Consider the following 19,825-nt stretch of genomic DNA (forward strand, 5'->3'; position numbering starts at 1 on the left):
GGGGGTCGTGGGCCACGCGCGGGTCATGGACCCCGCACGCAGTCCTGCTCCCCGCGGGTATCGACCGGCCGCCATGCACGGGACGTGGCGAGGCGACGGGGCGGACTAGCCGGCGGCGGGGACCCGGTCGAGGTGCTTGATGTCGTCGGGCAGGCCGGAGCGGGAGAACTCGCCGTCCCGCTCGCCGCCGGGCAGGAAGTGCGGCTCGATGACGAAGTCGCTGCTCTCGTCGGTCCCGTAGCTCGGCTCGGTGACCTGCGTCCCGATGAGCATGGTCCGCCCGTCGCACTCGACGACCACGGCCATGCTGCGCATCTGCGGGGTGATCGCACCCGGGGCGACCTCGGCCGAGTCCTCGTCGACCGAGCACCGGGTGTGGAAGTCGTCGAGCACGGCCATCTGCGCGTCGCGCGGCGAGGGCTCGAAGAGCTCGGGGTGCTCCGAGACGGTGCCGTCTGCGATCGCCGAGGCGAAGTCGTCCGCCGTGTCGTGCGCGCTGCGGGCACCGCAGGACGCGAGCGTCATCACCCCGAGCACCGTCGCCGCCGCCGCACCTGTCCCGATCCCCCTGCTCATGCGCATGGACCAGATCGTAGGTGCCGTCGGGGGCGGTCATCACCAGCTGTTGACGACGACGGCCACGTCTGCACCGCAGGTCTGCTCGACCCGGTCGAGCACCGAGGCGTTCGTGGCATCCGTGACGCAGCCCTGGTCGTCGAGGCCGGTGACCGTGAAGGTCTTCAGCGCGTCGTTCATCGACCCCAGGCGCCCGGTCACCAGACGTGCGCCGTCGTCGCTCTCCTGGACGTCGCCCCCGCACGCACCCAGCACCACGAGGCCGATGCTCAGCGGGAGCGCGCGGAGGGTCCGGCCTCGGCGTGCGCGTGCCAGCACTGTCATGGCGTGACGCTAGCGGGGCTCGCGGCCGCGGGGACGGCACCCGGCGAGCCCGTCGTCTGATCGAGACCCGACCGGGTGCGGTTCTACTCTTCGTGGGTGGACGACCTGCCGGTAAGGCATGACACGGGTCGGCGCGCGGAGACGTGCGCCGAGAAGGGCAGGAAGTAGACCCCGGTCATGCTCCACGCACCTGGCCGCTACCCGGGCAGCGCGCGGGCGACGACCGTTGCCGTCCCGCCGCACTCGTCCGGTCCCGCGATCGCGGGACCGGCGCGAAGGGGGTGACCCCGGTGGTCGTCGTACCCGCGGGTCACGACCGAGGCGTGGTCTCGAGGCTCCGGCCCTGGCGGGCCTCCGCGCCTCGACCAGCAAGGGCCCGCCGCCTCAGGTCTCGCGACGGACCAGCACCGCGGCCTGGCCGTCCTGCTCGGCGCCCACCGGGCCCCGTCGCATCACCGCGACCTCGACGAGGCCGGCTCGGGCGAGCAGCGACAGCACCGCGTCGGGCTCGCGGTGCCACCGGGGCAGGTGGTCGACGGCGAGCCCGCGCTCGCGCATCCGCTCGCCGAGGTCGCGCATCCCCGACCCGGTCTGGAAGCCCACGAGCACGAGCCCGCCGGGCCGGACCACCCGCGCCATCTCGCGCACGGCGCGCGCCGCGTCGGCGTCGTCGAGGTGGATGAGCGAGTACCACGCGAGCACCCCGTCGTACCGCTCGTCGTCACCACCGAGGTCGGTGAGCGACCCGGTCTCGAAGCGGAGGTCCGGGTGCGCGGCTCTCGCCTGCTCGAGCATCCCCGGCGAGAGGTCGACGCCCTCGACGACCGCCCCTCGGTCGGCGAGGTAGCGGCTCATCCGGCCCGTGCCGCACCCGGCGTCGATCACCCGGGCCGCCGGGCCGAGGAGCTCGACGAGATGGTCGACCATCGCCAGCTCGGGCGCGCTCTCGGGCTCGGTCGTCGGGTACGCGGCCGCGTACGCCTGCGCCATCGCGTCGTAGGCCGCGCGCACGTCATCGGTGTCGCTCACGACAGCACCGACCCGATCGCGGCGGCGAGCCCGCCGAGCAGGAAGCCGACGATGCCGAAGACGAGCGGGCGGTTGTCCATCGCCGCGTGCCCGGTGGCCTCGTGGGTGATCGCATGACCCCGGCCTCGTCGCAGCAGGTAGCGGTTGACCGGCAGCGCGGCGAAGAACGCGACCGTCAGGGCGAGCCCCATCGAGACCCAGAAGAGCCAGTCGCCCAGCCCCGCCTCCATCGCGCCCGGCACGAGCCACATGACCGCGTTGTCGACGACCTCCATCGTCGCGATCGAGAGGGTGTCCGCGGCGAGCACGAGGGTGAGTGCCGAGCCCAGGGCGATCCCGGCCCGCACCAGGGGCAGGGCCGACAGCGAGTACCCGAAGACGAAGGCCAGCGCGATCGCCAGAGCCGTGGTGCCGAGCGTGTGCCACCCCAGCGCCGTGCCGATCATCAGACCGGCGATCTCACCGATGGCGCACCCGGTGAGGCAGTGCAAGGTCGCGCTGACCGCCATGCCGGACATGTCGTGCGCGTCCTCGTGGTGAGCGGTGGTGTCCATGATCATGACCATATACCCCATAGGGGTATATGCGCCAGGCATCATGACGACCATGCGCGCCGTCCTCGTCACCCGCACCGGAACCCGCCCCGAGGTCACCGAGGTGCCCGACCCCGCCTGCCCGCGCGACGGCGTCGTCGTCACCGTGACGGCGACGGGCGTGTGCCGCAGCGACTGGCACGCATGGATGGGTCACGACCCGGTCGAGCTGCCCCACGTGCCCGGGCACGAGCTCGTCGGCACGATCCGAGAGGTCGGCCCCGAGGTCACCCGCTGGCAGGTGGGGGAGAGGGTCACCGCTCCCTTCGTCTGCGGCTGCGGCCGGTGCCAGTGGTGCGCGCAGGGCGACGGCCAGGTCTGCCCCGACCAGACCCAGCCCGGCTTCACCGGGTGGGGCAGCTACGCCGAGCAGGTCGCCCTGCACGCCGCCGACCACAACCTCGTCGCCGTGCCCGAGGGCGTCGGCGACGTCGAGGCCGCGGCACTGGGGTGCCGCTTCGCGACCGCCTACCGCGCCGTCGCCCAGCACGGCGGGGTCGCTCCCGGCGACGAGGTCGCTGTCCACGGCGCCGGCGGGGTGGGCCTGTCCGCGCTGCTCGTCGCGCGCGCCCTGGGCGCCCGCGTCACGGTCGTCGACGTCGCGCCGAGCGCGCTCGAGCTGGCCCGCACCCTCGGGGCCGACGCGGTCGTCGACGGGTCGGGGCGCACCCCCGAGGAGGTCGCGGCCGAGGTCGTCGCGGCGACCGGCGGTGGTGCCCATCTCTCCCTCGACGCCTACGGGTCCGTCCCCACCGCGCGGGCGAGCGTCCTCTCCCTTCGCCGCCGGGGGCGTCACGTCCAGGCCGGTCTGCTCCTCGGCGACCAGGCCGATGCCGCCCTGCCGATGGACCGGGTCGTCGGGTGGGAGCTGTCGGTGCACGGGACCCACGGCCTCGCGGCCGCGGACTACCCCGCGATGCTCGACCTCGTCGCCGACGGGATCGACCTCACCGCGCTCGTCGGGCGGGTCGTCGGCCTCGACGAGGCCCCGGACGCGCTCGTCGCGCTGGGCGCGGGCGCGCCCGCCGGCATCACCGTCGTCCGGCCGTGACCGACGACGGGCTCACCTCGCGCACCGAGACCACCCAGGAGTGCACCGAGTCCTCGCGGTAGCGCGACCGGCGTGACGTCGTCGACCGGCCGTCGACCGACGCGCTCATCGCGACGAATCCGTCGGGCGAGACGGAGCTGCCCGGCGACAGCCCGCGGTCGGTGCTCACGACGAGCTCGCCGGTGCGGGTGTCGAGCACCTGGACCTTCGTGCGCAGGCGGTTGCCGGTGAACCACGAGCTCTCCTTCGTCTCGTAGAGGACGAGGGCCCGGCCGCGCGGCTCGTTCGTGGCGATGCGCATGCCCTCGGGCACCTCGACGGTGCCGAGGTCGCGCTCGGTGAGCGCGTCGCGGACGGCGAGGGTGTCGCCCGTGCGGGTCAGCACGAGCCGGTCGTGGCTGACCGACCCGCCGTCGGGCACCTGCTGGTCCTTGCCGACCGGGGGAGCGTCGACCGTGACGAAGGTGGACCCGTCGAGCAGGCGGACCGAGTCGCCGCACTCGACGGTGAGCACCCCGTCCTCGGAGAGACGACCCTGGGTGTCGCCCGGGTTGCCCAGCCGGGCGCCCGGGCAGGTCGTCGTCGCGACCGTGCGCCCGGTGCGCAGCGAGGTGACCTCGACGGTGTCGCCGTCGCGGCGCATCGCGCGCTCGCCCTGGACGACGACCCGGCCGGTCGTCCGGTCGGTGAGCTTCGCGACGGTCGTGCCGGTCGCGAGGTCGAGGACGTCGGTGCGGGTCTGCGAGGGGTGGATCGCGACGTAGCGCTGCTCGGGCTGGGCCATCGAGCGGTAGCCCGCGACGTCGGCCTCGCAGCCCACCTCGGTGTCGTGCGTCCAGGCGACCCGCCCGTCGTCGAGCCCCACCGCCGCGACGACGGTCCGCCCGCCCGGCGCCTCCTCGTCGAGCCGTGCCCCGTCGGTGGAGAGGCAGGTCGCGACGACGACGTGCTCGTCCGACAGCGCGACGAAGACGGCGTCCTCGCCGGCGACGAGGCGGCGGTCGCCGAAGGCGACGAGGAGATCTCGGGCGCTCGCCTCGATGCGCGTGCCGTCCTCGCTGATGATCGTGACGTCACCGCCGAGCAGCGAGATCGCCCGCCCGTCGGAGGTGATGGCGTCGGGGCTGTCGAAGGAGGGCATCGACCACTGCCGACCGGTCGGCCCGTGGACCATGAGGACGTCCGCGTCCCCCTTCGGGGAGGTGGAGAACCAGCCGCCGGGGCCCATCGTCACGAAGCGGCTCTCGCCGGACCACACGACGCCGACGGCGTCGTCGGGTCCGGTGAGGTCGTCGACCCCGGCGGCCCGCTCGGCGCGGCTCGGGCCGAGGACGCCGGCGCCGAGGAGCACGACGAGCAGGGCGACGACGGCCACCGCGACGCCGACGAGGACCCGGACCGGGCGCGCGCGGCTCATCGGGCCACCCCGACGACCCAGTGCGTCTCGTGGTCCGCGGACTCGACGAGCGCGTAGCCGTCGGGCGTGACGTCGGCGCTGAAGTCGAGGCGCCCCGTCGCGTCGGCGACGAGGTCGCCGGTCTGCAGGTCGACGAGACGCATCGACGAGGCGTGGTCGTCGCCGACCTCGGCGAGCACGAGCAGGCGGCCACCGGGCTGGTACGCGGCGACGACGGCGTCCTCGGACTGCATCGCCACCTCCTGGTCGGGCCGTTCGCCGAGCAGGTCGCGCACGTGCAGCGTCGTGCCCTCGCGGGTCAGCGCCAGCCGGCCGCGGGCGACCTCGCGACCCTCGGAGAGGGGCTCGTTGATCCCGCCCCCGTCGTCGGGGCCCTCGACGAGCTGCTCGCCGTCCCACACCCAGGAGCGCTCCATGCACCCGGCCGAGAGCGCGCCGAGCTCGCTCACCTGCCCGTCGATGCCGATGTCGTCGCCGAGCGAGGCGACCCGGCACTCCTGCTCGTCGAGCGTACGACCGGAGCGAAGGGAGATCGCCCGCACCCGGTCGCCGACGGTGACGAGCGCGTCGTCGCCGCGCACGGCGACGTCGTGGATCTCCAGGCCACGCCACCGCTGGGCGACGTCGCCGTCGGAGAGGTCGACGGCGAGGACCTCGTCCGGGGTCTCGACGAAGGTGTACCGCTGGGCGGGGACATGGCGCGCTTTGTAGGTGGCGACCTCGGGGTCGCAGGAGGCGGCGACCCGGGTGGCCCACGAGACGTCGCCGTCGTCGAGCGCGACGCCGGCGAGCACGGTGACGTCCTGGGCGGCGCCGTCGGACTCGTCGGTGAGGCAGCTGCGCACGACGGCGTGGGTCGCGCTCGCACCGACCAGCTCGAGCCGCTCGCCGGGCCACAGGTCCTCGCCGTAGGCCTGCGCGACGTCGCGCACGTCCGCGCGCTGAGTGCCGTCGGCGGTGCGGATCTCGACGGCGTCGCCGTCGAGCAGGAGCACCGTGCCGTCCTCGGTGAGCAGGTCAGGGGTCGCGCTGAGGCCCGACTCCATCTCGGGCACCTCCCACGACGCGTCGGTGCCCACCTGGCGCACGAGGTCCGGCGCCCCGCGCCGTCCCGACTCGTAGTACCACCCGCCGGGCCCGATCCGCACGAGGGCCTCGCTCGTCAGCGCGACCTGGCCGGTGACCTCGGTCGTGGGGTCGAGGGCGCGCCAGGCCAGGCCCGCGGTCGCCGCGACCGCGACCCCGGCGGCGAGCACGCCGGCGACGACGAAGGGGGTCTTGCTGCGCGGGGTCGTCGGGTCGGCGATCTCGTGCGGGCTCATGGCGACATCGTCTCCCGGCCGCCGCGGCCGTCGGTACCCCACGAAACGACGGCGATTGGGACCGGGGGAATGGATCGGCTATCGTGTTAGTTGAGATTTAAACCAATGCACGTAGCATCACCGAAGGAGAGCACCACATGAAGATCGGCATCATCGTCGGCTCCGTCCGCGAGGGCCGCGCGGCCCGCACCGTCGCCGAGTGGGTCCAGGCCACCGCCGACCAGCGCGAGGAGGCCACCTTCGAGATCGTCGACCTCGCCGACTTCGACCTGCCGATGCTCACCTCGCCGGTCATCCCCGGCATGGCGAACCGCCAGTACGACGACGAGCGCGTCGTGCGCTTCGGCCGGGCGATCGACCAGTACGACGGCTTCGTCTTCGTCACCCCCGAGTACAACCACTCGATCCCCGGCGCCTTCAAGAACGCCTTCGACTCCCTCGCCCCCGAGTGGATGGGCAAGACGGTCGCCTTCGTCTCCTACGGCGCCGACGGCGGCATCCGCGCGGTCGAGCACTGGCGCTCCGTCGTCGCGAACTTCTCGATGCACGCCGTGCGTCAGCAGGTCGCGCTCAGCCTCTTCACCGAGCTCGGCCAGGACGGCCTGCAGCTCCAGGAGCGTCGCGCCGACGAGCTCGACGTCCTCGTCGACCAGCTCGTCGCCGCGACCCGCGCGCTCGTCCTGCAGGACCAGCCCGTCGCCTGACCGGCCCCGCCAGACCTCGAGCTACGGCGCGGTACTGGTCGCGATCGCGACCAGTACTGCGCCGTAGCGCGCGGCAGAGCGTGCGCAGTGGTCGCACGGCCCGTCGGACGACGAAGGGGGACCCCAACCGATCCGGTCGGGGTCCCCCTTCGTCGTCTCGGCTCAGCGCACGAGGGCGGGACGCTTCGGGTCGAAGGTCCAGCCCGGCACGAGGGCCTGCATGGCGATCGCGTCGTCGCGGGCGCCGAGTGCGTGCTCCTCGTACAGGGCGTTGGCCTCGGCGAGTCGCTCGCGGTCGAGCGTCACCCCGAGCCCCGGGGCCGTCGGCACCTCGATCTGCCCGTCGCGGATCTGCAGCGGGTCGGTCGTCAGCCCCTGCCCGTCCTGCCAGATCCAGTGCGTGTCGAGCGCGGTGATCTCGCCCGGGGCGGCCGCGCCGACATGGGTGAACATCGCCAGCGACACGTCGAAGTGGTTGTTGCTGTGCGAGCCCCACGTCAGCCCGAACTCGTGGCACATCTGCGCGACGCGCACCGAGCCGGCCATCGTCCAGAAGTGCGGGTCCGCGAGGGGGATGTCCACGGCGTTCGTCCGGATGGCGTGCGCCATCTGGCGCCAGTCCGTCGCGATCATGTTCGTCGCCGTCCGCAGACCGGTGGCCCGCTTGAACTCCGCCATGATCTCGCGACCCGAGTAGCCCCCTTCGGCACCGCACGGGTCCTCGGCGTAGGCGAGGACGTCACCGGTGCCACCCAGCAGGCGGATCGCGTCGGCGAGCAGCCACCCGCCGTTGGGGTCGAGCGTGATCCGCGCGTCGGGGAAGCGCTCGTGCAGCGCGGTGACGGCCGCGACCTCCTCCTCGCCGGGCAGCGCGCCGCCCTTGAGCTTGAAGTCGGTGAAGCCGTACCGGGCCTGCGCGGCCTCGGCGAGACGCACGACGGCCTCGGGCGTCATCGCGACCTCGCGGCGCACCCGCTCCCAGTCGTCGGCGCCGTCCGGCTCGCGCAGGTAGGCCCCGCCCACCTCGTCGGGGTCGGCGACGTAGAAGAGGTAGCCGAGCATCGGCACGTGGGTGCGCTGCTGGCCGTCGCCGAGGAGCTCGGCGACGGGCACGCCCTGCTCCTGGCCGGAGAGGTCGAGCAGCGCGGACTCGAGCGCGGTCACCGCGTGGATCGTCGTGCGCAGGTCGAAGGTCTGCAGCCCGCGCCCACCGGAGTCCCGGTCGGCGAAGGCGGCGGCGACGTCGCGCAGCAGCGAGCGGAAACGGGCGACCGGCTGACCGACGAGCAGCTCGGAGGCGTCGAGGACGGTGCGCCGGATGGCCTCGCCACCGGGCACCTCGCCGACCCCTTCGCGACCCTGCGAGTCGGTGACGATCGCGATGTTGCGGGTGAAGTACGGGCCGTGGCACCCGCTGAGGTTGAGCAGCGCCGAGTCGTGCCCGGCGACGGGCACGACCTCGACGCGGGCGATCGTCGTGCTCACGCCTGCAGCTCCCCGTCGACGCGCCGCAGCAGACCCCACGGGTTGTCGTCGCGCAGCGCCTCGGGCAGCACGTCGGCCGGGACGTCCTGGTAGGCCACCGGACGCTGGAAGCGCTCGATCGCCAGCGAGCCGACCGAGGTCGTGCGGCTGTCGGAGGTCGCGGGGAAGGGTCCGCCGTGGACCATCGCGTGCCCGACCTCGACCCCGGTGGGCCAGCCGTTGAAGAGGATGCGTCCGACCTTGCGCTCGAGGGTCGGCAGCAGCGCGCGTGCCGCCTCGGCGTCGCCCGCGGCCGCGTGGACCGTCGCGGTGAGCTGGCCCTCGAGGTCGGCGAGCGAAGGGAGGAGGCCCTCGACCGAGTCGTAGCGGATGACGACGCCGGCGGGCCCGAAGACCTCGTCGGCGACGACGGGGGAGTCGGCGGAGGCGGCCTCGGTGAGCTGCGGCGCGGGGGCGTCGGAGCCCTCGCCGGCCGAGCCGGTCGCGAGCACGGTCATGCCGTCGCCGGAGGACTGGCGGGCCGTGCCCTCGGCGTACGCCTGGGCGATGCCGGACGTGAGCATCTGCGTGCCGGAGGCCTGGCCGACCGCCTCGGCGGCGGCGGCCACGAAGGCGTCGCCCGCCTCGCCGCGGGGCAGGAAGAGCAGGCCGGGGTTGGTGCAGAACTGGCCCGACCCAAGGGTGAGCGAGCCGACGTAGGCCTGCGCCAGCCCGGCGACGTCGCCCTCGAGCGCCCCGGGGAGCACGACGACGGGGTTGATCGAGGACATCTCGGCGTAGACCGGGATCGGCACCTCGCGTTCGGCCGCGGCGCGCACGAGGGCGAGACCGCCGCCGCGCGAGCCGGTGAAGCCGACGGCGGTGATCCGCGGGTCGCGGACGAGCTCCTGGCCGAGCTCGATCCCGTCGCCGAGGAGGAAGGAGAAGGTGCCGGCCGGCAGACCGGCGCTCGCGACGGCACGGGAGACGGCCTTCGCGACGAGGTAGCCCGTGCGCGGGTGCGCGGGGTGGCCCTTGACGACGACCGGGCAGCCGGCGGCGAGCGCGGACGCGGTGTCGCCGCCCGCGGTCGAGAAGGCGAGCGGGAAGTTGCTCGCCCCGAAGACGGCGACCGGGCCGAGCGGGATCATCCGCTGGCGGATGTCGGCGCGCGGCAGCGGCGTGCGGTCCGGCTGAGCCGGGTCGACCCGCACGCCGAGGTGGTCACCGCGGCGCACGACGCCGGCGAACATCCGCAGCTGGCCGGTCGTGCGACCGACCTCACCGGTGATGCGGCCCTGGGGCAGGTGCGACTCCGCGACGGCGGCCTCGACGAGGGCGTCGGTGTCGGCCTCGATCTCGGCGGCCACCGCCTCGAGGAAGTCGGCGCGCTGCTGCGGGGTCGTCGCGCGGTACTGCGCGAAGGCGTCCTCGGCGGCCTGGGTGGCGGCGGCGACGTCGGCGGTGGCGCTCTCGGCGCCGGCGACGATCGAGGTGGGCTGGTCGGTCATGTGATGTCCTCTCAGCGGGCGGTCTCGACGAGGCGGGTGCGCTCGACGAGGGTGGCGAGCTCGGCGCGCTCGTCCGGGCGGAGGTCGGTCAGCGGCGGGCGGACCGGGCCGGCGGGACGGCCGATGGCCTCGAGCCCGGCCTTGACGATCGAGACGGCGTACCCGGGGGTGCGGTCACGGATGTCGAGGTAGGGCAGGACGAACTCGCGCAGCCGACGGTAGACCTCGTCGGTGTCCTGGCGGCGCACGGCGTCGTAGAAGGCCACGGCCCACTCCGGCACGAAGTTGAAGAGGGCGGAGGAGTAGGTGCTCACGCCGAGCTGGAGCAGCGGCAGGGCGAAGGTCTCCGCGGTCGGCAGGCCGCCGATGTACATGAGGCGGTCGCCGACGGTGGCGTAGGTGCGCGTCATCTGCTCGACGTTGCCGATGCCGTCCTTGAAGCCGATGAGGGTCGGGTTGGCCTCGGCGAGACGGGCGACGGTCGGGGCGTGGAGCACGGCGTTGGCACGCGAGTACACGACGACGCCCAGGCCGGTGGCCTCGCACACGCGGCTCACGTGCTCGTAGAGGCCGTCCTGGCCGGCCTCGGTGAGGTAGGGCGGCATGAGCAGGATGCCGTCGGCACCGGCGTCGGCGGCCGCGCGGGCCTGGGCGACGGCGTTGACGGTCGCGCCGGTGGCGGGCGCGAGGACCGGGGTGCGCCCGGCGACCTCGGAGACGGCGGCGCGCACGACGGCGTCGGTCTCGGCGAGGCTGAGGCTGAAGCCCTCGCCGGTGCCGCCGGCGGCGAAGAGACCGGCGACGGGGTGCTCGGCGAGCCAGGCGAGGTGCTGGCGGTACGCGTCGAGGTCGAGCTCGAGGTCGGGGGTGAAGTGCGTGACCGGGAAGGAGAGCAGTCCGCTCTTGAGCTGCTCGGCCAGGTCTGCGGGGCTGTAGGCGGTCACGCTGTCGTCCTTGTCGTCGTACCGGTGGGGGGTTCGTCGGTCACGCTAGGAGGGGTGGACGATGCCTGTCCAAGCCCAAAGATGTATCCCGCAATACCCCCCGGGCATCGCTGTCGCGCGACGACGACGCCCGGGGAGCGCGCGGACGTCAGCGCCGCGGTGCGACCTCGGGCTTGACGGCGACGACCGGGCAGCCCGCCTCCAGCAGGAGGCGCTGGGCCGTGCTGCCGAGGAAGAGCTTGCCCACGGGGGACCGGCGGCGCAGGCCGATGACGAGCATCTGGGTGTCGTCCTCGTAGGAGCGGTCGAGCAGCTCGGTCTCGGCCTGCCGGTCGTCACCGACCTCGACGACCTCGGCCTCGGCCCCGGCGGCGGCGAGGGCGTCGTCGGCCTCGGCCCGCTCGGCTGCGGGGACGACGAGGACGAGCTCGCTGCCGTGGGCCCGCCCGTGCGAGACGGCCTCGGCGAGGGCGGCGCGGCCCGCCTCGGTGGCGCGGTAGCCGACGACGACCTTCATCGGGTCACCTCCGGCACCGGGGTGAGCACGGACCCGCGCTCGAGGAAGGCGTCGAGGTTGTCGAGCACCATCTGCTCCATCGCGGCCCTCGTCTCGTGGGTACCGCTGCCGAGGTGCGGCAGGAGGACGACGGAGTCGAGGTCGAGCAGGGCCTGCGGCACCTGCGGCTCGTGGGCGAAGACGTCGAGCCCGGCGCCCCGGAGCCGGCCGGCGAGCAGCAGCTCGACGAGCGCCTCCTCGTCGACGACCGACCCCCGCGCGACGTTGACGAGGAACCCGTCGGGGCCGAGCGCCTCGAGCACCTCGCGGTCGGCGAGGTGGGTGCTCGACGGTCCGCCGGCCGCGGTGACGACGAGGACGTCGACGCCGGCGGCGAGCTCGCGCGGGGTCGCCGCGTAGGTGTAGCCGACCCCGGGCACCTCGCGCCGGCTGTGGTAGCTGATCGGGCAGCCGAAGGCGGACAGCCGGGTGGCCACGGCCTGGCCGATCCGGCCGAGCCCGAGGATGCCGATGCGACGGCCGCTGAGCCGGTGCATGAGCGGGTAGGGGCCCTGCGCCCAGTCGCCGCGGCGCACGAAGCGGTCGGCGGCGCTCAGCCCGCGGGTGACGTCGAGCGCCAGGCCCACGGCCGTGTCGGCGACGCAGTCGGTGAGCACGTCGGGGGTGTTGCTCACCGTGATGCCGCGCTCGACGGCGCGGGCGACGTCGGTCGTGTCGTAGCCGACCCCGAAGTTGATGACGGCGCGCAGGTCGGGCAGTCGCTCCATGAGCGCGGCGTCGACGCCCGTGCGACCGGAGGTCACCGCGGCGGTGACCCCCGCCCCGTGCTCGGCGAGGAAGTCCGCCGACGCCTCCCCCGGCGGCAGCTCGAGGGCGCGGTACCGCGTGCGCAACGTCTCGGACAACGATGGCTTGAGAGGGCCGACCTGGAGGACCCGGGGAGCGTCTGTCATGCGATCGACGATAGCGGTGTCGTACATATCTGGACAAAGTTCATGGATGTGAACTCTTGACGGCGGAGTGATCGACCCCTAGCGTTCCACCACCGGAACGTCATCCACATCCGTGAACGACCGGCGCCAGCGATGTCGCCGAGCCAGGAGGCCCCATGGCGCAGCGTCGTCCCTCGTCCCGAGGCCGGGTGCGCCTGACCGCGCTCGCCGCCGCCACGCTCCCGCTGCTCGCCGCCTGCTCGGTCGGCTCGGGCGAGTCCTTCTCCACCGACGCCCTGCGCGTCGTCCTCTCGCAGGAGCCCCCGTCGCTCGAGCCGTGCGACTCCTCCCTCACCGGCACCGGTGTCGTCGTCCGCTCGAACATCACCGAGCCGCTCGCGGAGCGCAACCCCTCGACGGGCGAGCTCGAGCCGCTGCTGTCCACGGGGTGGACCTCCTCGGCCGGCGAGCGCACGTGGACCTTCGAGCTGCGCGACGACGTCCGCTTCTCCGACGGGTCGACCTTCGACGCGAAGGACGCGGTCCACTCCATCGACCGGGCCGTCAACGGCGACCTCGCGTGCAACGTCGAGGGCTACGTCTTCGGCGACACCGACCTCGAGGCCGAGGCGGTCGACGCGACGACGCTGCGGGTGACCGCGCCCGAGGCCGACCCGATCCTCCCCCTTCGCCTCTCCTTCGTCGAGATGGTGCCCGAGGAGACCGACGGCGAGGCCAAGGTCCGGCAGTCGATCGGCACCGGGCCCTACCAGGTCGACTCCTGGCGGGCCGGCACGAAGCTCAGCCTCTCCGCGAACCCCGAGTACTGGGGCGACGCCCCCGACTTCGACCGCGTCGAGTACCAGTGGCGCGGCGAGGGCAGCGTGCGCGCCGCGATGGTCGAGCGCGGCGAGGCCGACGTCGCGACCAACCTCGGCCCGGAGGACGGCTCCGAGGAGCTGACGACGACCTACCCGAACAACGAGACCGCCGCGCTGCGCATGCAGATGGAGCAGCCCCCGCTCGACGACCGCCGGGTGCGCGAGGCGATCGCCTACGCGGTCCCGCGCCAGGCCCTCGTCGACGAGCTCTACCAGGGCGAAGGGGAGGTGGCCGCCCAGCTCATCCCGCCCGGCGTCGTGGGCCACGACGACGACCTCGAGCCCTGGCCGACCGATCTCACCAAGGCCAAGCAGCTGCTCGCCGAGGCCGAGGCCGACGGCGTCGACCTCAGCCCGCAGATCCGGCTCGTGGGTCGCTCCGGGCAGTTCCCGCTCATCGACGAGACCATCCAGGTCATCCAGCAGCAGCTGAGCGGCCTGGGCCTCGACGTGAAGATCGAGATGACCGACACCCTGGGCACCGTGGCGCTGCAGGAGCGGCCCTTCCCGCAGGACTCCGGGCCGTACCTGCTGATGATCCAGCACGGCAACCAGGCCGGTGACGGCATCTTCACGATGGAGCAGTACTACCTCAGCGAGGGCAACCAGAGCGCCGGTGGGACGACGGAGCTGGACGAGATGATCGAGAGCGCCTCGCAGGACACGGGGGAGGGCCGGCAGACGAAGCTCGAGGAGGTCTTCCAGACCGAGCCGAAGACCTCGACCCAGTTCGCCTTCATCGCCCACCAGCGCGCCACGATGGCGCTCGCGCCGCGGGTGTCCTACGAGCCGAACTCCGCGACGGGCGACGAGATGCGCCTCGCCGAGTTCACCCGAGACCAGTGACGGGCGCCGCCATGACCGCCACCGCCACGACGACCCGGACGAAGGCCCACCCATGCTGAGATTCCTGCGCCGTCGCTCGCTGACGAGCGTCCTGCCCCTCGTCGTCGTCCTGCTCGGCGTCTTCGTGCTCGCCCGGCTCACCGGCGACCCGTCCGCGCTGTACCTGCCGGAGTCGGCGACGCCCGCCCAGCGGGCCGAGTTCGCGGCGGCCAACGGCTTCGACGACCCGATCCACGTGCAGATGCTCGACTACCTCAAGGGCGTCGTGCAGCTCGACCTCGGGCAGTCGCTGCGCACCGGCGAGGACGCCGGGACGATGGCGCTGCGCGCCTTCCCCGCGACCCTGCAGCTGGCCGGGGCGACGATGCTCATCGCGATCGTCCTCGCGATCGTCATCGGCAGCTGGGCGGCCTACCGGCCCAACTCGATCGGCGACCGGATCGCCTCGACCCTGTCGATGATCGCCGCGAGCGTCCCCGACTTCTGGCTGGCGATCATGGGCGTGTGGATCTTCGCCGTCGTGCTCGGCATCCTGCCGACGTCGGGCGTCGACTACGGGATGGCGTCCTGGGTGCTGCCGGTCGCCGTCCTCGTCGTCCGGCCCCTCGGCGTGCTCACCCAGGTGGTGCGCGGCGCGATGGTCTCCGCCCTGTCCGCCCCGTACGTGCGGCTCGCCCGCAGCAAGGGCGCCTCGGACACCCGCGTCGTCACCCACCACGCGCTGCGCAACGCGGCCGCCCCGGCCCTCACCGTCGCCGGCGACCTCACCGTCGGCCTCGTCAACGGCGCCGTCGTCGTCGAGACGATCTTCGGCTGGCCGGGCATCGGCAAGCTGATGATCGACTCGATCGTCGGCCGTGACTTCGCCGCCCTGCAGGCCGCGGTGCTGCTGACCGCGGTCGCCATCTTCGTGCTCAACATCGTCATCGACATCGGTTACGCGCTCCTGGACTCCCGGGTCCGCGAGACGGCCACGGCCTGAGGAGGACCAGATGAGCGCCACCCTCGAGTCCCGCACCGAGACGCCCGTGGAGGGCGAGCCGGCCCGGACGTCCTCGCTGCCCCTGTGGCGGCTGCTGCTGCGCGACCGCGTCGCCACGGCCGCGGCCGTCGTCCTCGCCCTCGTCCTGCTCACCGCGGCGATCGGGCCGATGCTCGTCGGCGACGCCGCCAACCGCATCGACCTCGCGCGCGGACGCCAGGCCCCCTTCTCGCTCGAGTCGGGCTGGCTCGACGTGCTCGGCACCGACCTGCTCGGCCGCAGCCTGCTGGCCCGTCTCGTCGTCGCCGCCCGCACGACGATCCTCGTCGCAGTGCCGGCCGTGCTCGTCGCGGCGGTCATTGGCTCGGCGATCGGCATGTGGGCCGGCTACCACCGCGGCCGCCGCGAGACGATCGCCATGCGCGTCGCCGACGTCATCCTCAGCTTTCCCTCGCTGCTGCTCGCCGTCGTCGTGCTCTACGTCTTCTCGCCGAGCGCCGCGAACATCGTCCTCGTCCTCGCGATCACCCGGATCCCGATCTACCTGCGCACCGCGCGCGCCGAGGCCGCCGAGCTGCAGAGCCGCACCTTCGTCGACGCCGCCCGCACCTTCGGCACCCCGAGCGGGGCGATCATCCGGCGGCACGTCCTGCCGGTGATCCTGCCGACGCTGCTCACCGTCGCGACCCTGGAGTTCTGCTTCGTCATCCTCGCCGAGTCCTCGCTGAGCTTCCTCGGCATCGGCATCCAGCCCCCGGACGTCAGCTGGGGCCTCATGGTCAGTCAGGGCCGCGCCTACCTGCAGACCGCGTGGTGGCTCTCCTTCTTCCCCGGCCTGGCCATCGTCCTCACCACCGTCTCGGCGAGCATCCTCGCCGCCTGGGTCCGGCTGGCGACCGACCCGGCGCAGCGCTGGCGCCTCGCGCTCCCGCGCTCGGCCCGCCGCCGCTCCGTGCCCCAGATCAAGGAGTCCACGACGTGAGCACCGCAGCCACCCAGACCCGTCCGACCCCGTCCGACGACCGCGAGGTCGCCCTGCGCGTCGAGGGCCTCAGCGTCGACATCAGCACCCCCGGCGGCGTCGTGCGCGCCGTCGACGACGTGAGCTTCGTGGCGCGAAGGGGGCAGACCGTCGCCCTCCTCGGTGAGTCCGGCTGCGGCAAGTCGCTCACCGCGACCGCCGTCGTGGGCCTGCTCGACCCCGTCGCGAGCATCGGCAGCGGGTCGGTGCACGTCGGCGACACCGATCTCGTCACCGCGAGCCGCTCGCGGCGCCGGCAGATGGCCGGCCCCGAGATCGCCATCGTCTTCCAGGACGCGCTCACCGCGCTCAACCCGGTCAACACCGTCGGCAGCCAGCTCGCCGAGCCCTTCCGGCTGCACCGGGGGATGTCGCGCAAGCAGGCGAAGGTCGAGGCGGTCGACCTCATGCGCCGGGTCGGGATCCCCGAGCCCGAGGAGCGCTACCACGCCTACCCGCACCAGTTCTCCGGCGGCATGCGCCAGCGCCTGCTCATCGCGATCGCCGTGGCCCTCTCGCCCGACGTGCTCCTCGCCGACGAGCCGACGACCGCCCTCGACGTCACGGTGCAGGCGCAGATCATGCAGCTGCTCGCCGACCTGCGCACCGAGCACGACATGGGCGTCGTGCTCATCACCCACGACCTCGCGCTCGTCTCCGAGCGCTGCGACCGCGTCGTCGTCATGTACGCCGGGCGGGTCGTCGAGGAGGGCCCGGTCGAGGAGGTCTTCGGCTCGCCGCGCCACCCCTACACGCGGGGGCTGCTCGAGTCCGTGCCGAGCGAGGACCACCGCGGGGCGGACCTGCCCTCGATCGGCGGCTCGCCGCCCGAGCTGCACGCCATCCCCGCGGCCTGCGTCTACCAGGACCGCTGCCCGCTCGTGCAGGACGTCTGCCGCGCGGAGCGCCCCGCGGTCCGCGAGGTCGAGCCGGGCCGGCTCGCCGCGTGCCACTTCGCCGAGGAGGTCGCCCGATGACCGACACCACCGCTGCCCCCACCTCCACCGAGGGTGCCGAGCCGCTGCTCCAGGTCCGTGACCTCACGAAGACCTTCAGCGTGCGCGGTGGCTCCCTCACCGCTCTCGACGGCGTGAGCCTCGACCTCGCCCGCGGCGAGACCCTCGGCCTCGTCGGCGAGTCCGGCTGCGGCAAGTCCACGCTCGCCCGCTCCCTGCTCATGCTCGAGCGCCCCGAGAGCGGCACGGTGCGCTTCGACGGGGTCGACCCCTTCGCCCTGTCCGGCAAGGAGCTCCTCGACTTCCGCCGCCGCGTGCAGATGGTCTTTCAGGACCCCTTCGCCTCGCTCAACGCGCGGATGAGCGCGGGCGACATCATCGCCGAGCCGTGGGCCACCCACTCGGGGATGTATCGCACCCGGCGCGACCGGGCGGCCCGCGTGCGCGAGCTGCTCCACCTCGTCGGGCTGCGCCCGAGCGACGCCTCGAAGTACCCCCAGGAGTTCTCCGGCGGCCAGCGCCAGCGGATCGGCATCGCGCGGGCCCTCGCGCTCGGGCCGTCGGTCATCGTCTGCGACGAGCCGGTCTCCGCCCTCGACCTCTCCGTCCAGGCCCAGGTGCTCAACCTCCTCGAGGAGCTCCAGCGCGAGCTCGGCGTGGCCTACCTCTTCATCTCCCACGACCTGTCCGTCGTGCGCCACGTCGCCGACCGCGTCGTCGTCATGTACCTCGGCCGGGTCGTCGAGTCCGGGGAGGCGCAGCAGGTCTTCGACCAGCCCCAGCACCCCTACACCGCGGCGCTGCTGTCGGCGGCGCCCTCGCTCGACCACAGCCGGCGTCGCGAGCAGATCATCCTGCGCGGCGAGATCCCCTCGCCGATCGACCCGCCGTCGGGCTGCCGCTTCCGCACCCGGTGCTGGCGGGCCACCGACGAGTGCGCGACCGCACGGCCGCCGCTCGTGGAGCAGGTCGACGCGCCCACGCACGTCGCCGAGTGCTTCCACCCGCTCACCGACGGGGCGGCGAGGGTCGACGAGCGGGTCGCCAGCACGACGTGAGCCCCGGCGAGCTCCTCGTCGTCGGGGTCGCCGTCGCCCTGGCGGCGATGCTCCAGGGGTCCATCGGCTTCGGCATGGGCATGATCGCGGCGCCCGTCGTCGCGCTCGTGCAGCCGACCCTGCTGCCCGCGACCCTCGTCCTGCTCGCCGCCGTCGTCACGACCCTCACGCTCGTCACCGACCGGCAGCACGTCGACCTGCGCGGCACCGGGTGGGCGCTCACCGGACGTGTCCCGGGGTCGGTCGCGGGGGCCGCGGTCGTCGCGCTCGCGCCGGACCGCGTGCTCGCCCTGCTCGTCGCCGCCGTGGTCCTCGCGGGCACGGTCATCACCGGTCTGGGCTGGCGGCCCGAGCCGACGAAGGGGGCCCTGCTCACCGCGGGCGCGGCGTCAGGCCTCTTCGGCACCGCGACCTCGATCGGCGGGCCGCCGATGGCGCTCGTGTGGCAGGGCCACCACGGCGCCCGGCTGCGGGGCACGATGAGCGCGTTCTTCCTCGTCGGCTCCGCGGTGTCGGTCGCGACCCTCGCCGTCGCGGGAGCCGTCGACGCCGAGATCATGCGGGCCGTCCTGCTCCTGCTGCCGATGCCCGTGCTCGGCTTCGTCCTCTCGCGCGGGCTCAACCGGGTCCTCGACCCGGTGCGTCAGCGACGGGTGGCGATCGCCGTCTCCGTCGTCGGCGCGGTGCTCCTCATCGGCCAGCAGGTGCTCTGACGACACCGCGCAGCTCGCGGCCGTCGGCGAGGGCGTCGACGTTGTCGGTGATGTCCTGCGCCCGACCGGCGAAGGTCTCCCACGTGTGCCCGGACTGGTGCGGGGTGAGCACGACGTTGTCGAGGCCGGTGAAGTCGAGGTGCGACGGCGGCGGGGCGTCGGGGTCGCGCGGGTTGCGCCACCACACGTCGATGCCGGCGCCGCCGATCCTGCCCTCGCTCAGCGCGTCGTGGAGGGCCTGCTCGTCGACGACCGGGCCGCGGGCGACGTTGACGAGGACGGCGTCGGGGCGCATCGCCGCGAGCGCGGCCGCGTCGATGCTGCCGCGGGTGGCCTCCGTGAGCGGCACGGTGACGACGACGACGTCGCTCGCCCCGAGCAGCTCGTGCAGCGCCTCGGTGGGTCCGCTCCAGTCGAGCTCGACCCCCTCGGGCGGCGGGGCGTCGGGGCTGCGGCGCACCGCGCGCACGCGCATGCCCATCGCCTGCGCGAGGCGGGCGACGGACCCGCCGATCTCGCCGAGACCGACGAGACCGAGGGTGCGTCCGGACAGCAGGGTGCCGAAGGGGTAGGTCTGATCGACGATCGCGTTGTGCCAGCGCCCCTCACGCATTCGCCCGTCGGAGCCGCGCACCCCGCGCAGCAGCATCATCGACACCATCATCACGTGCTCGGCGATGGAGGGCCCGTGGTGCGAGGTGGTGGCGACGGCGACGTCGGGGCCGAGGGTGTCCATCGCGATCTTGTCCGTGCCGGCCCCGGTGACGTGGAGCAGGCGCAGCCGGGGCATCGTCGCGAGCAGCTCGGGCGTGGCCGAGGAGCACACGAGGACCTCGGCCTCGGCGGCGTGCCGCGCGGCATCGGCGCCGCTCGCGAGGTGCCAGGCGTGGGGGCTCGCGCCGTCGCGGGTCAGCACGTCGGCGAAGCGGGTCATGATCGGCTCGGTGACGAGGACCTCGAGCGGGCGCGGGGTGCTCATCGGGG

20 protein-coding genes are annotated in these 19,825 nt (G+C 73.7%); 8 read left to right on the forward strand and 12 right to left on the reverse strand.

The genetic code is table 11. The annotated features are described in order from the left end of the window. Window positions 1-105 precede the first annotated feature (105 nt). The 4 genes from LIV55_RS10195 to LIV55_RS10210 form a co-directional block, all read right to left on the reverse strand. A complete protein-coding gene (locus tag LIV55_RS10195; protein ID WP_229300110.1) occupies window positions 106-576 on the reverse strand; it encodes a hypothetical protein in 471 nt (156 codons plus the stop codon). Between the two features lie 39 nt (window positions 577-615). Beyond that, a complete protein-coding gene (locus tag LIV55_RS10200) occupies window positions 616-900 on the reverse strand; it encodes a hypothetical protein (RefSeq protein ID WP_229300111.1) in 285 nt (94 codons plus the stop codon). A 384-nt stretch (window positions 901-1,284) separates the two neighbouring features. Beyond that, window positions 1,285-1,929, reverse strand: coding sequence for a class I SAM-dependent methyltransferase (locus tag LIV55_RS10205; RefSeq protein WP_229300112.1), 645 nt, complete (start codon window positions 1,927-1,929; stop codon window positions 1,285-1,287). After that, entirely contained in the window at window positions 1,926-2,483 is a 558-nt protein-coding gene (locus tag LIV55_RS10210; protein ID WP_229300113.1) for a DUF4396 domain-containing protein, read from the reverse strand. Before LIV55_RS10210 ends, LIV55_RS10205 begins: the two co-directional genes overlap by 4 nt. Before the next feature lie 52 nt (window positions 2,484-2,535). Between LIV55_RS10210 and LIV55_RS10215 the strand changes: the two genes are divergently transcribed. Further along, entirely contained in the window at window positions 2,536-3,573 is a 1,038-nt protein-coding gene (locus tag LIV55_RS10215) for an alcohol dehydrogenase catalytic domain-containing protein (protein WP_191564155.1), read from the forward strand. On the opposite strand, the gene LIV55_RS10220 is transcribed toward LIV55_RS10215, so the two are convergent. Next, window positions 3,554-4,990, reverse strand: coding sequence for a hypothetical protein (locus LIV55_RS10220; protein ID WP_229300114.1), 1,437 nt, complete (start codon window positions 4,988-4,990; stop codon window positions 3,554-3,556). The two genes, LIV55_RS10215 and LIV55_RS10220, sit on opposite strands and share 20 nt — an antisense overlap. Then, a complete protein-coding gene (locus LIV55_RS10225; RefSeq protein ID WP_191564147.1) occupies window positions 4,987-6,312 on the reverse strand; it encodes a hypothetical protein in 1,326 nt (441 codons plus the stop codon). Before LIV55_RS10225 ends, LIV55_RS10220 begins: the two co-directional genes overlap by 4 nt. Before the next feature lie 137 nt (window positions 6,313-6,449). On the opposite strand from LIV55_RS10225, the gene LIV55_RS10230 reads away from it, so the two are divergent. Continuing rightward, entirely contained in the window at window positions 6,450-7,016 is a 567-nt protein-coding gene (locus tag LIV55_RS10230) for an NADPH-dependent FMN reductase (RefSeq protein WP_229300115.1), read from the forward strand. Between the two features lie 162 nt (window positions 7,017-7,178). Here LIV55_RS10230 and LIV55_RS10235 read toward each other — a convergent pair whose 3' ends face one another. The 5 genes from LIV55_RS10235 to LIV55_RS10255 all read right to left on the reverse strand — a co-directional run bounded on the left by LIV55_RS10235 (window position 7,179) and on the right by LIV55_RS10255 (window position 12,405). Further along, on the reverse strand, window positions 7,179-8,501 hold the full coding sequence (locus tag LIV55_RS10235; protein ID WP_229300116.1) for an enolase C-terminal domain-like protein: 1,323 nt from the start codon (window positions 8,499-8,501) through the stop codon (window positions 7,179-7,181). Next, window positions 8,498-9,991, reverse strand: coding sequence for an aldehyde dehydrogenase (NADP(+)) (locus LIV55_RS10240; RefSeq protein WP_229300117.1), 1,494 nt, complete (start codon window positions 9,989-9,991; stop codon window positions 8,498-8,500). Before LIV55_RS10240 ends, LIV55_RS10235 begins: the two co-directional genes overlap by 4 nt. A gap of 11 nt (window positions 9,992-10,002) precedes the next feature. Beyond that, window positions 10,003-10,935 (reverse strand): 5-dehydro-4-deoxyglucarate dehydratase, encoded by a 933-nt coding sequence (gene kdgD / locus LIV55_RS10245; RefSeq protein WP_068271292.1) that lies wholly within the window; start codon window positions 10,933-10,935, stop codon window positions 10,003-10,005. A gap of 148 nt (window positions 10,936-11,083) precedes the next feature. After that, entirely contained in the window at window positions 11,084-11,452 is a 369-nt protein-coding gene (locus LIV55_RS10250) for a universal stress protein (RefSeq protein WP_229300118.1), read from the reverse strand. Continuing rightward, a complete protein-coding gene (locus LIV55_RS10255; RefSeq protein WP_229300119.1) occupies window positions 11,449-12,405 on the reverse strand; it encodes a 2-hydroxyacid dehydrogenase in 957 nt (318 codons plus the stop codon). Before LIV55_RS10255 ends, LIV55_RS10250 begins: the two co-directional genes overlap by 4 nt. 155 nt (window positions 12,406-12,560) lie before the next feature. Here LIV55_RS10255 and LIV55_RS10260 point away from each other — a divergent pair, with 155 nt between their 5' ends. Genes LIV55_RS10260 through LIV55_RS10285 form a run of 6 tightly spaced genes read left to right on the forward strand, consistent with a single transcriptional unit; the run spans window position 12,561 to window position 18,841 of the window. After that, entirely contained in the window at window positions 12,561-14,111 is a 1,551-nt protein-coding gene (locus LIV55_RS10260; protein ID WP_229300120.1) for an ABC transporter substrate-binding protein, read from the forward strand. A 52-nt stretch (window positions 14,112-14,163) separates the two neighbouring features. Beyond that, the gene (locus tag LIV55_RS10265; protein WP_123092682.1) at window positions 14,164-15,093 is read left to right on the forward strand and encodes an ABC transporter permease; all 930 of its coding nucleotides are present in this window, start codon (window positions 14,164-14,166) and stop codon (window positions 15,091-15,093) included. Between the two features lie 10 nt (window positions 15,094-15,103). Continuing rightward, entirely contained in the window at window positions 15,104-16,075 is a 972-nt protein-coding gene (locus tag LIV55_RS10270; protein ID WP_123092681.1) for an ABC transporter permease, read from the forward strand. Beyond that, entirely contained in the window at window positions 16,072-17,091 is a 1,020-nt protein-coding gene (locus LIV55_RS10275; RefSeq protein WP_229300121.1) for an ABC transporter ATP-binding protein, read from the forward strand. Before LIV55_RS10270 ends, LIV55_RS10275 begins: the two co-directional genes overlap by 4 nt. Next, window positions 17,088-18,128 (forward strand): ABC transporter ATP-binding protein, encoded by a 1,041-nt coding sequence (locus tag LIV55_RS10280; RefSeq protein WP_123092679.1) that lies wholly within the window; start codon window positions 17,088-17,090, stop codon window positions 18,126-18,128. The genes LIV55_RS10275 and LIV55_RS10280 overlap by 4 nt, the downstream gene beginning before the upstream one ends. Further along, entirely contained in the window at window positions 18,125-18,841 is a 717-nt protein-coding gene (locus LIV55_RS10285; protein WP_229300122.1) for a sulfite exporter TauE/SafE family protein, read from the forward strand. The genes LIV55_RS10280 and LIV55_RS10285 overlap by 4 nt, the downstream gene beginning before the upstream one ends. On the opposite strand, the gene LIV55_RS10290 is transcribed toward LIV55_RS10285, so the two are convergent. After that, window positions 18,819-19,820 carry a 2-hydroxyacid dehydrogenase gene (locus LIV55_RS10290; protein ID WP_229300123.1) on the reverse strand — a complete coding sequence of 334 codons (1,002 nt, stop codon included), beginning with the start codon at window positions 19,818-19,820 and terminating at the stop codon, window positions 18,819-18,821. The genes LIV55_RS10285 and LIV55_RS10290 overlap by 23 nt on opposite strands. Window positions 19,821-19,825 lie beyond the last annotated feature (5 nt).

It is taken from the genome of Janibacter melonis (assembly GCF_020567375.1).
GTDB classification, from domain to species: Bacteria; Actinomycetota; Actinomycetes; order Actinomycetales; family Dermatophilaceae; genus Marihabitans; species Marihabitans melonis.